Here is a 13,378-nt window from a genome sequence, read left to right on the forward strand (position 1 = left end):
ACACGATGACCACTCCTCCTGAAGGACGCTCCCGTCGAGGACTGATCTCGCTCATCGCGGACGTTCCTCGGCTCATCATCGAGCTGCTGCAGGCCGAGATCGAATCGTTCAAGGCAGAGATCACGAGCAAGCTCAAGTCAGCGGGCATGGGCGCCGGGCTGCTGGTCGGCGCCGGCGTGTTCGCGTTCTTCGCGGCGCTCGTGCTCACCGCAGCCGGCGTGCTCGCCCTGGCACTCGTCGTTCCGGCCTGGGCCGCGGCCCTCATCGTCGGCGGGATCCTGCTCGTGCTCGCGGCGCTCATCGGCCTCGTCGGGTACGGGCAGCTCAAGCGCGGCGTTCCCCCCACCCCCACCGAGACCATCGACAGCGTGAAGGAAGACGTCCGCGCGATCCGCGGACTCAGGAAGCGAGGAAACTCATGAGCGACACCGTCAAGAACACCGTCGACGCGGCGAAGGACAACGTCAAGAGCACCGTTTCGGCCACCCGCGCGCAGCTCGAGCAGACGCTAGACGCGATCGACGAGAAGTTCGACGTCAAGAAGCGGAGCACCGAGGTGGCGCAGCGCGCGCAGGCCTCCTACGAGTCGAACCCGGTCCCCTGGGTCATCGGAGCGACCGCTGCCGCGGTCGTCGTGGTCGGGCTCGTCGCGTGGGCGATCTTCAGCGACGACTGAGCGCCTCCGGGAGCGCCGCGCCTGCTGCCCGGTGCGATCACGGAACCTCTGCGCGTCGACCGGGCGTTCATGGCTCGATTATGCGTCTGCGCTCGAGCGGGTCATCATTAACCTGATGTCCTCACCCACAGACATGGCGATCGACCGCACGCCCACGGGCGCGCTGCCGGTCATCAAGCCGTTGCTCGGCTGGCGCGTGCTCGTGCCCCGCGGCGGCAAGTGGGGAGACGGCATCGCCGCCCAGCTGCGGTCGCTCGGGGCATCTCCCGTGATCGCACCGCTCATCAACTTCGCGGGCGCCGATGATCAGGACGCCCTCAACGCCGAACTCGACGCGCTGCGCGCGGGAGAGTACGGCTGGCTCGTCGTGACGAGCGCCACGACCGTGGACGTGCTGCTCGGCCAGGGCGTGCGCCTGCCCGAGGGAACACGCGTCGCGGCGGTCGGCGAAACCACCGCGCACGCCCTGCAGCTCGCCGGGTACCCGGTCGACTTCGTGCCGAGCGACCACTCGGCTCGCGGCCTCGTCAAGGAATGGCCCGACCCGCGCGGCGCCCGCGTGCTCGTTCCCCAGTCGGAGATTGCGGAGCCCACGCTTGTGAGCGGGCTGCGCGACCGTGGCATCGATGCCCGCTTCGTGAGCGCCTACCGCACCGTCGGGGTCGCGGCACCCGCCGAGCTCGTCACCGAGATCGCGGAGGGCCGCATCAACGGACTGCTCGTGAGCTCGGGCAGCGTGGCCCGGCAGATCGCGGAGCAGTTCGCGCCCCTGCCCGAGTGCACCGTCGTGGCCTGCATCGGCCCCCGCACGGCGTTCGACGCGCGCGCCGCGGGTCTCTCTGTGCACCGCATCGCCGAAGAGCGGTCGAGCAGCGCGCTCGTACGTGCCCTCGCCGACTACGCGATGGATCCGGACGACCGCTGCCCGCCCGTCGTGCCCTGACCGGCGACATCGACTCTCATCCCAGCGGCACGGACCCCCCGAACAGGAGTGCCCCGATCGCCACGAGCGGTGGTGCCCCCTGCACGACGGCGGCACGCCACAGTCGCGGCACGGTCACCACGAGAGTGAGGGCGGCGAGCAGCATGACCGCGCACCCGGCCACGAGCACAGCGGCGCCGATCGCGCCCTGCTCGGCTCCGGCGCGCTCGCCCCATGGTGCGGCGAGTATGAGCACGACTCCGGCTCCCACGACCAGCGCGAGGCCGAGATTGTAGACGCCCTGGTTGCGGGCGAAGACCCGCAAGGGCGCCGAGTCGTCGCTCGGGCGCACCCCGAACAGTCGGCGCACGGATGGCCGCGTGAACAGCACGCTCTCGAGAACGAAGATCGCGATGTGCACCGCGACGGCGAGGCCCGCGGCGATCACACTCACCGTGAGACCGGCGATCATCCGGATGCTCCGCGCACCTCGACCGCGATGCGACCTCGCACGCGGCCAGCCAGGAGGTCCTCGGCGGCGGACTGCGCCTGATCGAGCGTGACGTCGGTCACGACGCCGTCGATGACCTCGGCGTCGAGGTCGCGCGCGAGCCTCTGCCAGGCGCGCTCGCGCAACGGGGTCGGGCAGTGCACCGAGTTGATGCCCGCGAGCGTCACGGCGCGCAGGATGAACGGCATGACCGTCGTGGGCAGATCGGTGCCACCGGCGAGCCCGCAGGCCGCGACGGTACCGCCCTGCCGCGTTCGGCTCAGCACGCTCGCCAGAGTGCGCCCGCCCACCGAGTCGATCGCGGCACTGAAGGTCTGCGTGTCGAGCGGGCGGCTCTCACGGTCGAGCTCGTCGCGGTCGATGATCTCTGACGCTCCCAGATGCCGCAGCTGCTGCGCGTGCTCGGGGCGGCCCGAGGACGCGATGACGGTCGCACCGGCGCGGGCGAGCAGGGCGATCGCGAAGGAGCCGACGCCGCCGCTCGCACCCGTCACGAGCACGGAGTCCAGGTCGGCGCGATGGTCCTCCACGCTGAGAACGGCCAGCATCGCGGTGAAGCCGGCCGTGCCGATGCCGGCCGCCTGCCGATCGGTGAGACTGTCGGGCACGGCGACGAGCGCGCCTCCCGACACGCGGGCGTGCTCGGCCAGGCCGCCGTGGTGGGTCTCGCCGGCACCGTCGCCGTTGAGCAGCACACGGTCGCCGATGCTCCAGCGCTCGTCGTCGCTCGCGCTGACCCGCCCCACGAGGTCGATGCCCGGCACGAGCGGATCGATGCGCATGACTCCCGGGTTGCCGGTGAAGGCGAGCGCATCCTTGTAGTTGATGCCCGACCACGTGACGTCGACGGTGACGTCACCCGCCCCCAGGTCGCCCACGTCGTCGAGCAGGCGGGCGTCGACTCCGTCGTCGCCTCGCGTGAGCTGCCAACCGCGCGTCATGCGCCCACCCTATGCGCGCACGGCGTCGCCGCGCGAGGGCGGGGCCGGTGGTGGAGCGGCGGTTCAGCCGAAGAGCATCGCCGCTTCGTCGTAGCGCGACTGCGGCACGGTCTTGAGGGTGCCGAGGGCCTCGGCGAACGGCACCGTCACGATCTCCGTGCTGCGCAGCGCGACCATGCGACCCCAGTCACCGTTGGTCACGGCGTTCACCGCGGCCATGCCCAGTCGCGTCGCGAGAACGCGGTCGAAGGCGCTAGGGGTGCCGCCGCGCTGAATGTGACCGAGCGTCGTGGCGCGCGTCTCGATGCCCGTGCGCTCCTCGATGAGGGGGGCGATGAGCTCGCCGATGCCGCCCAGGCGCGGGCGGCCGAAGGCGTCGAGCCCTCGCTCCGAATGCGGATCGTCCATCGAGTCGAGAGTGAAGCCCTCCGCGACGACGACGAGAGGCGCGCGGCCGCGCGACGCGGCGCTCGTGACCCACTGCGAGATCTGCTCCATGCTCGTGCGCTGCTCGGGAATGAGGATCGCGTGCGCGCCGGATGCCATGCCCGAGTGCAGGGCGATCCACCCGACGTGGCGCCCCATGACCTCGGCGACCATGCACCTGCTGTGGGCATCCCCCGTCGTACGGAGGCGATCCATCGCCTCCGTCGCGATCTGCACGGCCGTGTCGAAGCCGAACGTGTAGTCGGTCGCGTCGAGGTCGTTGTCCACCGTCTTCGGCACGCCCACGATGCGGATGCCGGCGTCGGTCAGCCGCTTCGCCGCCGCGAGCGTGCCCTCTCCGCCGATCGCGATGATCGCGTCGATGCCGAGATCGGTCATGACCTCGTTCACCCGGTCCACCCCTCCGCGCCCCTCGAAGGGGTTCGTGCGCGACGTACCGAGGATCGTGCCGCCCTGCTTGCTGATGCCCTTGACCTCGTTGCGGCCGAGCGGCATGGTGTCAGCCTCGATGAGCCCGCGCCAGCCGTCTCGCAGACCGATGAAGTCGTGCCCGTGCACCGTCTGGCCGATCAGCACGGCCCCGCGGATGACCGCGTTGAGGCCGGGGGCATCGCCACCGCTCGTGAGCATTCCGATTCTCATGCGTTCTATCTTGGTGCCTCCGCGGGGATGAGCGGAAACGCGCGTGCCCGACCTCCGCATGGCTTCTTCTGCGCGACACCCTCTGCCGGTAGAGTTCGCGCGACGGTGAGCCCGCCCGGGTTCGCCCCCACCCTGTTAGGAGCCCCGCATGACCGAGCCCACGCCCTACAGTTCCGCCCCCGCCGAGAACCCCGCCGACTACCCCGGCAAGACTCTCGGCATCGTCGCCCTCGTCCTCGCGTTCCTCTTCACTCTCCTCGGCCTCATCCTCGGCATCGTCGCCAACAACCAGTCGAAGGCTGCGGGCTACGCCAACCCCTTCGCCAAGTGGGCGATCATCCTGAGCATCATCTTCCTCGTCATCGGTCTCATCGTCGGCATCATCGTGGCCGTGACGAGCGCCGCGCTCTTCAGCACCGTCGGCTACTACTAGACCGCACAGCTCCGGGAGGGGGCGGCGGGATGCGCACCGCGCATTCAGCCGCCCCCTTTACCGTGACGCCATGACCACCGAACCAGGCCTGCTCGAGCTCGGCGACGAGCAGTACGTGCTCCTCACGACGACGCGGCGCTCGGGCGTCGACGTGCCCACGCCCGTGTGGGTGGCCCGCGACGGCGACGCCCTCATCGTGACCACCGGCGCCGACTCAGGCAAGGTCAAGCGCATTCGCCACACGCCGCGCGTGACGCTGCAGGGCTGCGACCGATCAGGTGGGCCGCACGAGGATGCGCGGGTCGTCTCCGCCCACGCCACCATTCTCGACGACGACGCGGCGCGCGAGCGGCTCGACGAGGTGTTCCTCGAGAAGTACGGGGCGCAGTACCGCGCCATCCGCGCCCACGGCCGCGTGCGCGGGCGCTCCCGCTCGGCGTCGGTCGTCGTGCGCATCATGGAGTCGTGACGCTGAGGGCTCGGGGAGCGGAGGGTGCGGAGGCCGGGGCGGCGCTCGACTACTGCCCCGAGCATCCCCTCGATCTCGCCAGCACCCTCTCGCCCCTCCAGCGCGGTCGCGGCGACCCGACCTCGCAGTGGATGCCCGACGGCAGCGTCTGGCGCACGCAGCGCACACCGCGCGGGGCCGCGACTCTGCACCTCGAGTCTCGACGTGTCGCCCCCGGGAAGACCGTCGTGCGCGCACGCGCCTGGGGCCCCGGCGCCGAGTGGAGTCTCGCCCACGTGCCCGCACTGCTCGGGGACGGTGACGACCCCGAGTCGCTCGACCTCGCGGCAGCGGCCGCTCGGCCCGTGCCGGGGTGGCCGGCCTCGGCCGTCGCGGCACTCGCCTCCGTGCAGCGCCGCCGCCCGGGAGTGCGGCTCACCCGCACCGAGCTCGTGCTCGAGGCGGCCGTGCCCGCCGTGCTCGAGCAGAAGGTCACGGGCGTGGAAGCCCGGCGGGCGTGGCGCCGGCTGCTGCTGCAGCACGGCGAGGTGCCGCCCGGCCCCGCACCGGAGGGAATGCGGGTCGTGCCGACGCCGGAAGGGTGGCGGAGCATCCCGGACCACGACTGGCACCGCGCGGGAGTCGGCCCGCAGCGCATGCGCACCATTCGCCGCGTCGCGGCCGTCGCCTCGGCCCTCGACCGCACGCTCGACCTCGGCCGGGGAGGCCCCGCGGTCGTCGCCGCGCTCACGTCGATACCGGGCGTGGGCATCTGGACGGCGGCCGAGATCACGCAGCGCGCGCACGGCGACCCCGATGCGGTGAGTGTCGGCGATGCCCATCTCAGCCACGTCGTCGGCCACTACGTGACGGGCGAGCGCACCGACGACGACGGCATGCTCGCGCTGCTCGCCCCCTTCAGCGGGCAGCGGCAGCGCGTTGTGCGACTCATCACGCTGAGCGGGGTCACGGGGCCGCGATTCGGGCCGAAAGCCACCATCGAAGACCACCGCGCGCGCTGAGCGCCTACGCTCCAGGCGTGAACAAGATCCTCCGCCTGCTGCGCGTCATGCTCGCCGCCCGTCGCCGCCCGCCGCTCGCCCCCACCGACGTCGGCACCGTGCGGTTCCGCGTGCTGCCGAGCGACCTCGACGTGCAGGGCCACATGAACAACGGCGTCTACCTCTCCCTCATGGATCTCGGCCGCATGGACCTCATGGTGCGGTCGGGCGTGTGGCGCGAGCTCAGCACGCGCGGCTACTACCCCGTCGTCGTGAGCTCGACCATCACCTACCGGCGCTCGCTCGACCCATGGCAGCGCTACGAGATCGAGAGCCGCATCGTCGGCATCGATGACATCGCCGGGTATGTCGAGCAGCGATTCGTGCGCGACGGCGAGATCTGCGCACGCGGGGTCATCAAGGCGCGGTTCCTCAAGAAGAGCGGCGGCATCGTGCCGATCCCCGAGCTCGCCGAGCTGTTCGGGCTCGACCCCGACAACCACCCGCTGCCCGACTGGCTCGCCGAGTGGAGCCGCAGCATGACGCTGCCGCCGCGTCGCGAGGCCACGCCGAGCGTCTGGGAATAGGCCGGGAAGCGGCTACAGCACGGGCCGGGTGCTCCGCTAGCGTTCCGGCATGACCGACTCGCGCCGCCCCCGTTCCGTGTACAGCGTGGGGGAGGAGCCCGAGGTGCAGGCCTCCCTCGCGAACGAGCGCACGGCTCTCTCCTGGATCCGCACCGGCATGGCGCTCGTCGCCGGCGGTGTCGCCCTCGCGACGCTCGCGAGCTTCGGCGAGCTGCCCGTCATCATCCTCGCGATCGCGGCGCTCTCGAGTCTCGGCGGTGCGGCGCTCGCCGTGTGGGCGCTCGTCTCCTGGCACCGCTCGGAGAAGGCGCTGCGTCTGCGGGAACCGCTGCCCGCTCCCGCGGCACTCCCGTGGCTCGTCGGCGGTGTCATAGCCGTCGCCCTGGTGCTCGCCGCCTTCGCCGCCTTCCAGGCGCTCGAGTCGGCGACGTGAACGCGGCCGCGCGCGCACCCGTCGACCGCACGAGCCTCTCCTGGCAGCGCACGGAGGCCCACTCGACGCTCGTCGCCCTGTTCGCCGCGATCACGGCGGTGCGACTCGGCGAGCCCGCCGTGGCCATCGCGGCCGGCGCGCTCATCCTCGCGGCCGTCATCGTCGCCGCGTCGACCCCGCGCGTGCACCGCTCGACGGCCGAGCGCCGTGACCCGTGGTCGCTCATGGTGCGCACGGCTGCCGTCGTCGTGCTGAGCGCCGTGGTCGCCGCCGTTCTGCTCGTGGCCGTGCAGCTCGACGCCTGAGCCGCGACTCGGTCGAGCGGCGGTCAGGGGGAGGCGGGGGTGAGGGCGCGCGCGAGCAGCTCGCGCACCGCGACGATCGCGGGCCGCGACGCCGCCGCCGTGCGCGTCGACGTGAAGAGGGTGCGGTGCGGGTCGCCGTCGAGGGTCACGAGCTCGACCGTCGGCGGGCGACCGCCCCACACGAGGTCGGGCAGCAGGGCGACCGCGTGCCCGGCCTCCACGAGGCGGATGTGCGCCTGCAGGTCGGCGGTCTCGAAGCGCACGTCCGGTTCGAACCCGGCCAGGCGGCACGACTGCTCGGCCCAGTGGCGGCTCGCTGTTCCGCGCGGTTCCATGACCCAGGCGTGCTCGGCCGCCTCCGCCAGCGAGCGGATGGCGCGCCCCGACGGGGCGCGCGAGACCCCCGCCGCGGGCACCCCGAGGCGCAGCGCGTCACGGCCCAGCGGCACGCGGTCGAGCTCGCGCCGCAGGGGAGCGGCGTGGGCGGGGTACTCCTCGGCGATCACGAGGTCGAACTCGCGCGCCCACACCTCGTCGAGCGCGCTCTCGGGCTCGCGCTGCGTGATCTCCAGCCGCACGCGGGGGTGCTCCTCGGCGAGGAGGGAGAGGGCTTGCGGCACGATGCCGAGCGCCGCCGACTGGAACACCGCGAGCCGCACCGTGCCCGTGACCTCCTGCGTCGAGGGCACGAGCGAGGCCTCGAGCCGCTCCATGTCGTCGAGCAGCCGGCTCGCGCCCGCGACGAGCAGCTCGGCCTGCGGCGTGAGCTGCACGCGTCGCCCCGTGCGCTCGAGAAGCGTCACGCCCGCTTCGCGCTCCAGCAGGCTCAGCTGCTGCGAGATCGTCGACGGGCTGTAGGAGAGAGCTCGCGCGACGGCGTGCAGCGTGCCGCGGCGGTGCACCTCCCGCAGCAGGCTCAAGCGGCGCAGGTCGAGCATGGGCGGCCTTCCGTCGTCCGAAAGAGTGCTGTTCGAGCATCCCGAACAAAACTGTACGCGTATCATCGCTTTTCCTGCACGACTCCAGGGCGCAGACTGGGGGCATGAGCGTCGACAGCACCGCACCCAGCACCCCCACCGCCCTCGCCGACCCTGCCGTCGAGCTCGTGCGCGACTGGCTCGGCCAGACCGAGGGCGTGACGCCCGACGCGAGCGCCACGCGCCTCGCCGGGCTGCTGCAGGACCCGCTCGGGCTCGAGTTCGCCCTCGGCTTCGTCGATCGCGTCGCCCGCCCCGACGACCTGCGCGTCGCCGCCCGCAACCTCGAGCAGCTCAGCCAGCGCATTCCGCGATTCCTGCCCTGGCACCTGCGGTTCCTCATCCGCCTCGGCGGCGGCTTCGCGCCCCTCCTGCCCTGGCCCATCGTGCCCATCGCGCGGCGCGTGCTGCGCGGCATGGTCGGGCACCTCATCATCGACGCCACACCCAGCCGCCTCGGGCGCACCCTGCAGAAGCTGCGCGGCGACGGCGACCAGCTCAACATCAACCTGCTCGGCGAGGCCGTCCTCGGCGACGCGGAAGCGGACCGGCGCCTCGAGGGCATCCGCGAGCTCGTCGACCGCGACGACGTCGACTACGTCTCCGTCAAGGTCTCCGCGATCGTCAGCCAGCTCTCCATGTGGTCCTTCGACGAGACCGTCGACCGCGTCGTCGACCGCCTCGTGCCGCTCTACGAGGCCGCCGCGCTCGGCGTGCGCCCCACCTTCCTCAACCTCGACATGGAGGAGTTCCGCGACCTCGACCTCACCATGGAGGTCTTCGAGCGTCTCCTCGACCGCGCCACCCTGCGCCAGTACGAGGCCGGCATCGTGCTGCAGGCCTACCTGCCCGAAGCGCTCCCCGCGCTCGAGCGCCTCACCGCGTGGGCCCAGGCCCGCCGAGCCGCGGGAGGCGCCGGCATCAAGGTGCGCGTCGTCAAGGGAGCCAACCTCGCCATGGAGCGCGTCGACGCGGCCGTGCACGGCTGGCCCGTCGCGGTGCTGCCCAGCAAGCAGGCGAGCGACACCAACTACAAGCGCGTGCTCGACCACGCCTTCCACCCCGACCGCGTCGACGCCGTGCGCATCGGCGTCGCCGGCCACAACCTCTTCGACATCGCGTGGGCGCACCTGCTCGCCGACTCCCGCGGGGTGAGCGACCGCGTCGAGTTCGAGATGCTGCTCGGCATGGCTCCCGACCAGGCCGACGCCGTGCGCCGCACCGTCGGGCACCTCCTGCTCTACACGCCCGTCGTGCACCCTCGCGACTTCGAGTCGGCCATCAGCTACCTCATCCGCCGGCTGGAGGAGAACGCGAGCACCGAGAACTTCATGAGCGGCGTCTTCGAGCTCGTCGACGATGCGCGCATCTTCGCTCGAGAGGAAGGCCGATTCCGCGCGGCGCTCGACGACCTCGCCGCGGCACCCGGGGCGCCTCAGGTGCACCGGGTGCAGAACCGGCTCGAGGATGCTCCGCACACGCAGCCCGGGAGCGCCGGCGTGCACGAGGGCGCTGGAGTTCGAGAGGGCTTCGACAACGAGCCAGACACCGACCCCGCGCTGCCCGCCAACCGGGAGTGGGGCCGCGCGGTGCTCCGCGCCGCCGCGGCGGGGCTCGAGAACGGCCGGCTGCCCGGCTCGGAGCTCGTGCAGCAGGCTGCGGTCGCCGAGGTGGGCGCGCTGGAACGCATCGTGAGCGAGGCCCGCAGCGCAGCATCCGGATGGGCCGATCGCGGCGCCGGCGGGCGCGCGGAGATTCTGCACGCCGCGGGCCGGATGCTCGCCTCGCGCCGCGCGGAGCTTCTCGAGGTCATGGTCGCCGAAGCCGGCAAGACCCTCGCCGAAGGCGACCCCGAGATCAGCGAGGCGATCGACTTCGCCCACTACTACGCCGAGAGCGCGCACGACCTCGCCCGCATCGACGACGCCCGCTTCGAGCCGGCCCGCCTGACCGTCGTCGCGCCGCCGTGGAACTTCCCCGTCGCGATCCCCGCCGGCAGCACGCTCGCGGCGCTCGCCGCGGGCAGCTCGGTCATCATAAAGCCCGCCCCTCAGGTGCGGCACTGCGCCGCCGTCATGGTGCAGGCGCTGTGGGATGCAGGAGTGCCGCGCGAGGTGCTGCGCTTCGTCGACGTGCCCGAGAACGAGGTCGGGCGGGCGCTCATGAGCCACCCGAGCGTCGACCGTCTTGTGCTGACCGGAGCGTGGGAGACCGCGGCGCTGTTCCGGTCGTGGCGCAGCGACCTGCCGATTCTCGCCGAGACGAGCGGCAAGAACGCGATCGTGATCACACCGTCGGCCGACGTCGACCTCGCCGTCGCCGACCTCGCCAAGAGCGCCTTCGGGCACGCCGGGCAGAAGTGCTCGGCCGCCTCGCTCGCGATCCTCGTCGGCTCCGTCGCCGACTCCGACCGCTTCGAGCGCCAGCTCGTCGACGCCGTCATGACCATGAAGGTGGGGGCGTCGACCGACCCGACGACGATCGTCGGCCCGCTCGTCGAGCCCGCTCAGGGCAAGCTGCTGCGCGCGCTCACGACGCTCGACGACGGGGAGTCGTGGCTCATCGAGCCGCGCCAGCTCGACGACGAGGGCCGCAGCTGGAGCCCCGGCGTGCGCCGCGGCGTCACCGGCGGCAGCGAGTTCCACACGACCGAGTACTTCGGGCCCGTGCTCGGCATCATGCGCGCGCGCTCGCTCGACGAGGCGATCGCGTTGCAGAACGCGACATCGTTCGGCCTCACGGCGGGCCTGCACTCGCTCGATGTCGACGAGGTCGACCACTGGCTCGAGCACGTCGAGGCGGGCAACCTCTACATCAACCGCGGCATCACGGGCGCGATCGTGCGCCGGCAGCCGTTCGGCGGCTGGAAGCGCTCGAGCGTCGGCGGCTCCACCAAGGCGGGCGGGCCCAGCTACGTCATGGGCTTCGGCACGTGGCACCCCGTCGCGCGCGAGCCGAAGCAGAACCTCAGCGTGCGCGGCTTGCACGACGGAGTGCGGCGCCTGCTCGAGGCGGCTCAGCCGGCCCTCGACTTCGTCGGCTTCGACGCTGCTCGCGCGGGAGCGCTGAGCGACCAGGCCGCGTGGGAGGACGAGTTCGGCCTCGGCCGCGACGACTCGCAGCTCGGCGTCGAGCGCAACGTGCTGCGCTACCGCCGCACCGACGTCACCGTGCGGGCCGCCGAGGGTGCCCCCGTCGTCGGGCTCGTGCGCGTGCTGCTCGCCGCCGCGCGGGTCGGCGCCCACGTGCAGCTGAGCAGCGCGGCGCCCATTCCGGCGCGCCTGCTCGCCGCGATTGAAGCCGGCGAGTCGCGCCTGCGGGTGACCTCGGTCGCGATCGAGAGCGATAGCGCGTTCAGCGCGCGCGTCGTCCAGGAGCGGCCCGCGCGCATCCGGCTCATCGGCAGTGACGGCACGGTCGTCGCTGCTGCTGATGCCGGCACGGATGCGCCTCGCGCTCGCCCCGCCCTCGAGGTCGCGCGCGAGCTGCATGCGGCCCTCGGCGGAGACCCCGACGTTGCGATCTGGTCGAACCCGGTCACAGTCTCGGGCCGCGTCGAGCTGCTGCCGTTCCTGCGCGAGCAAGCCGTGTCGCTCACCGCGCACCGGTTCGGCAACCCCTACCCGGCGATGGGCGAGCTGGAGTTCTAGGGTTCGAGCAGCGCTAGGTGCGCAGTGCCGCGTCGATGAGTGCGCGGGCGTGATCGTCGGCGACGCCGAGGCGTCGTACCGTCTCGACATAAGCGGTCGCCGCCTGCTGAGCTGCGCGCTCGGTCGCGTCACCATGCGGGGAGACGACCGTGCCGTTGCGACCGCGCGTCTCGACGACGCCGTCGGCCTCGAGCTCGCGGTAGGCACGGGCGACCGTGTTCACGGCCAGGCCGAGGTCTTCCGCGAGGCGCCGCACGGGCGGCAGTTTCGCGCCCGGCGCGAGCGCTCCGCTCGCGACGGCATCCCGCACCTGCACGCGGATCTGCTCGTACGGCGGCGTCGCCGACTCTGTGCTGACCGTGACGAGCATGGGCTGAGACTACTGCGGGTGGATCGCGAACTCGGGCCAGAGCGTGCGCTGCACGTGGCGCTCGGGGGAGCGCACGAGCACGAGCGCCACCGTCACCAGCAGCAGGACGAAGCTCGCGTAGGCGCTCACGTTGATCCAGATCGTGGAGGCGACGGCGGAGTCGTCGGGAACTGCCGTGCCGATCACCATGAGCGCGCTCAAGCCGGCGACGCCTCCGACGTATGCGATCGCCCAGTGCAGGTCACGCAGGCTCTGCGCGGTCAGCGCGTCGCTCCACGCGAGCGCCGCGGCATCTCCGAGCAGCGCGCGGCGTCGGGCGAGGCGATCGGCGATCGCGGGGAGGGTGAGGTACAGCGCGCCTGCGGCGAGACCCAGGAAAGCAAGAGGCGCCGCGGACAGGGCGAGCGACTCAGGGGCGTCAGCGAGCGGTAGCGAGAGGACGACGAGCAGCAGCGCGGGGAGTGCGACCGCGACGCACGCGGCGACGGCGGCCATGCGTCGCTCGGCCGGAGCGACGAGGTCGGCGAGGCTGATCGGTGTCACGCGAGCGACAACGGCCCGCGAGGGCATCGACCGCCGTGCGAGCATCCCGCCGACGATGGCGCCCACCTGCGTTCCGAGGAAGGCGAGGCCGAAGCTGAGCGGACCTGTGGCGAGCCCGAGGCTTGGGGGCGGGAACTCCCACGGCCGCACGAGCATCAGGACCGACGTCAGGCCGACGAGACCTCCCAGTACGCCGCCCCGCACCCGCATAGCGAGCTGATGCTCGAGCGCGGGCCGTAGCTCCTCGGGCACGACGAGGTTCGCCCGCAGCGCGTGGCGGTTCACGAGCCGCTCGCGCGTCGCGGGGCGCCACGTGCGCACGAAGGTCAGGGCGAGGAAGGTCAGGACGGCGACGCCGCCCGCCGCCAACGCCACGAGCATGCCGGTGAAGAAGACCTCGCTCGGGATCTCCACGACGGTGGTGCTCGTGCCCCCGCGGTCGATGATGTGCGTTCCTGCTGTCATGGGCTCCCCTCGACCCCGCGATTGTAG

Annotated in this window: 16 protein-coding genes; 10 read left to right on the forward strand and 6 right to left on the reverse strand. The window is 72.3% G+C overall.

The window, feature by feature from the left end; translation table 11 throughout:
• Nucleotides 1-5 precede the first annotated feature (5 nt).
• The 3 genes from HUJ41_RS00325 to HUJ41_RS00335 all read left to right on the forward strand — a co-directional run bounded on the left by HUJ41_RS00325 (nucleotide 6) and on the right by HUJ41_RS00335 (nucleotide 1,619).
• Nucleotides 6-422 (forward strand): phage holin family protein, encoded by a 417-nt coding sequence (locus tag HUJ41_RS00325; RefSeq protein ID WP_179872881.1) that lies wholly within the window; start codon nucleotides 6-8, stop codon nucleotides 420-422.
• Entirely contained in the window at nucleotides 419-676 is a 258-nt protein-coding gene (locus HUJ41_RS00330) for a DUF3618 domain-containing protein (protein WP_246299262.1), read from the forward strand. The genes HUJ41_RS00325 and HUJ41_RS00330 overlap by 4 nt, the downstream gene beginning before the upstream one ends.
• Nucleotides 677-791: 115 nt before the next feature.
• Nucleotides 792-1,619, forward strand: coding sequence for a uroporphyrinogen-III synthase (locus HUJ41_RS00335; protein ID WP_246299264.1), 828 nt, complete (start codon nucleotides 792-794; stop codon nucleotides 1,617-1,619).
• Nucleotides 1,620-1,635: 16 nt separating this feature from the next.
• On the opposite strand, the gene HUJ41_RS00340 is transcribed toward HUJ41_RS00335, so the two are convergent.
• The 3 genes from HUJ41_RS00340 to HUJ41_RS00350 all read right to left on the reverse strand — a co-directional run bounded on the left by HUJ41_RS00340 (nucleotide 1,636) and on the right by HUJ41_RS00350 (nucleotide 4,139).
• Nucleotides 1,636-2,070, reverse strand: coding sequence for a DUF1304 domain-containing protein (locus tag HUJ41_RS00340; protein ID WP_179872882.1), 435 nt, complete (start codon nucleotides 2,068-2,070; stop codon nucleotides 1,636-1,638).
• Nucleotides 2,067-3,050, reverse strand: coding sequence for an MDR family oxidoreductase (locus tag HUJ41_RS00345; protein WP_179872883.1), 984 nt, complete (start codon nucleotides 3,048-3,050; stop codon nucleotides 2,067-2,069). The genes HUJ41_RS00340 and HUJ41_RS00345 overlap by 4 nt, the downstream gene beginning before the upstream one ends.
• Before the next feature lie 63 nt (nucleotides 3,051-3,113).
• On the reverse strand, nucleotides 3,114-4,139 hold the full coding sequence (locus HUJ41_RS00350) for a 6-phosphofructokinase (RefSeq protein ID WP_179872884.1): 1,026 nt from the start codon (nucleotides 4,137-4,139) through the stop codon (nucleotides 3,114-3,116).
• Between the two features lie 148 nt (nucleotides 4,140-4,287).
• Here HUJ41_RS00350 and HUJ41_RS00355 point away from each other — a divergent pair, with 148 nt between their 5' ends.
• From HUJ41_RS00355 to HUJ41_RS00380, 6 genes are all read left to right on the forward strand, one after another.
• On the forward strand, nucleotides 4,288-4,572 hold the full coding sequence (locus HUJ41_RS00355) for a hypothetical protein (protein ID WP_152583370.1): 285 nt from the start codon (nucleotides 4,288-4,290) through the stop codon (nucleotides 4,570-4,572).
• Nucleotides 4,573-4,642: 70 nt separating this feature from the next.
• Complete coding sequence (locus tag HUJ41_RS00360) at nucleotides 4,643-5,041, forward strand: PPOX class F420-dependent oxidoreductase (RefSeq protein WP_179872885.1); 399 nt, start codon at nucleotides 4,643-4,645, stop codon at nucleotides 5,039-5,041.
• Entirely contained in the window at nucleotides 5,038-6,042 is a 1,005-nt protein-coding gene (locus HUJ41_RS00365) for a DNA-3-methyladenine glycosylase family protein (RefSeq protein ID WP_246299265.1), read from the forward strand. The genes HUJ41_RS00360 and HUJ41_RS00365 overlap by 4 nt, the downstream gene beginning before the upstream one ends.
• Nucleotides 6,043-6,059: 17 nt before the next feature.
• Nucleotides 6,060-6,608, forward strand: coding sequence for an acyl-CoA thioesterase (locus HUJ41_RS00370; RefSeq protein ID WP_179872886.1), 549 nt, complete (start codon nucleotides 6,060-6,062; stop codon nucleotides 6,606-6,608).
• A gap of 49 nt (nucleotides 6,609-6,657) precedes the next feature.
• Nucleotides 6,658-7,041 carry a YidH family protein gene (locus HUJ41_RS00375; protein WP_179872887.1) on the forward strand — a complete coding sequence of 128 codons (384 nt, stop codon included), beginning with the start codon at nucleotides 6,658-6,660 and terminating at the stop codon, nucleotides 7,039-7,041.
• Nucleotides 7,038-7,346, forward strand: coding sequence for a hypothetical protein (locus HUJ41_RS00380; RefSeq protein WP_179872888.1), 309 nt, complete (start codon nucleotides 7,038-7,040; stop codon nucleotides 7,344-7,346). The genes HUJ41_RS00375 and HUJ41_RS00380 overlap by 4 nt, the downstream gene beginning before the upstream one ends.
• A 23-nt stretch (nucleotides 7,347-7,369) precedes the next feature.
• On the opposite strand, the gene HUJ41_RS00385 is transcribed toward HUJ41_RS00380, so the two are convergent.
• Complete coding sequence (locus HUJ41_RS00385; RefSeq protein ID WP_179872889.1) at nucleotides 7,370-8,284, reverse strand: LysR substrate-binding domain-containing protein; 915 nt, start codon at nucleotides 8,282-8,284, stop codon at nucleotides 7,370-7,372.
• Nucleotides 8,285-8,388: 104 nt separating this feature from the next.
• On the opposite strand from HUJ41_RS00385, the gene HUJ41_RS00390 reads away from it, so the two are divergent.
• Nucleotides 8,389-11,973, forward strand: coding sequence for a proline dehydrogenase family protein (locus tag HUJ41_RS00390; RefSeq protein WP_179872890.1), 3,585 nt, complete (start codon nucleotides 8,389-8,391; stop codon nucleotides 11,971-11,973).
• Nucleotides 11,974-11,986: 13 nt separating this feature from the next.
• Here the strand turns inward: HUJ41_RS00390 and HUJ41_RS00395 are convergent, their stop codons facing one another.
• A complete protein-coding gene (locus HUJ41_RS00395; RefSeq protein ID WP_152583378.1) occupies nucleotides 11,987-12,343 on the reverse strand; it encodes a GntR family transcriptional regulator in 357 nt (118 codons plus the stop codon).
• Between the two features lie 9 nt (nucleotides 12,344-12,352).
• A complete protein-coding gene (locus HUJ41_RS00400) occupies nucleotides 12,353-13,351 on the reverse strand; it encodes a hypothetical protein (RefSeq protein WP_152583379.1) in 999 nt (332 codons plus the stop codon).
• Between the last annotated feature and the right edge of the window lie 27 nt (nucleotides 13,352-13,378).

This window comes from Microcella indica, assembly GCF_013414345.1.
GTDB lineage: Bacteria > Actinomycetota > Actinomycetes > Actinomycetales > Microbacteriaceae > Microcella > Microcella indica.

Coding starts and splice junctions, on each gene's coding strand:
- HUJ41_RS00345 (WP_179872883.1), bottom strand. CDS start 3,050: ATGACGCGCGGTTGGCAGCTCACGCGAGGCGACGACGGAGTCGACGCC.
- HUJ41_RS00335 (WP_246299264.1), top strand. CDS start 792: ATGTCCTCACCCACAGACATGGCGATCGACCGCACGCCCACGGGCGCG.
- HUJ41_RS00385 (WP_179872889.1), bottom strand. CDS start 8,284: ATGCTCGACCTGCGCCGCTTGAGCCTGCTGCGGGAGGTGCACCGCCGC.
- HUJ41_RS00355 (WP_152583370.1), top strand. CDS start 4,288: ATGACCGAGCCCACGCCCTACAGTTCCGCCCCCGCCGAGAACCCCGCC.
- HUJ41_RS00400 (WP_152583379.1), bottom strand. CDS start 13,351: ATGACAGCAGGAACGCACATCATCGACCGCGGGGGCACGAGCACCACC.
- HUJ41_RS00390 (WP_179872890.1), top strand. CDS start 8,389: ATGAGCGTCGACAGCACCGCACCCAGCACCCCCACCGCCCTCGCCGAC.
- HUJ41_RS00325 (WP_179872881.1), top strand. CDS start 6: ATGACCACTCCTCCTGAAGGACGCTCCCGTCGAGGACTGATCTCGCTC.
- HUJ41_RS00360 (WP_179872885.1), top strand. CDS start 4,643: ATGACCACCGAACCAGGCCTGCTCGAGCTCGGCGACGAGCAGTACGTG.
- HUJ41_RS00375 (WP_179872887.1), top strand. CDS start 6,658: ATGACCGACTCGCGCCGCCCCCGTTCCGTGTACAGCGTGGGGGAGGAG.
- HUJ41_RS00350 (WP_179872884.1), bottom strand. CDS start 4,139: ATGAGAATCGGAATGCTCACGAGCGGTGGCGATGCCCCCGGCCTCAAC.
- HUJ41_RS00395 (WP_152583378.1), bottom strand. CDS start 12,343: ATGCTCGTCACGGTCAGCACAGAGTCGGCGACGCCGCCGTACGAGCAG.
- HUJ41_RS00340 (WP_179872882.1), bottom strand. CDS start 2,070: ATGATCGCCGGTCTCACGGTGAGTGTGATCGCCGCGGGCCTCGCCGTC.
- HUJ41_RS00330 (WP_246299262.1), top strand. CDS start 419: ATGAGCGACACCGTCAAGAACACCGTCGACGCGGCGAAGGACAACGTC.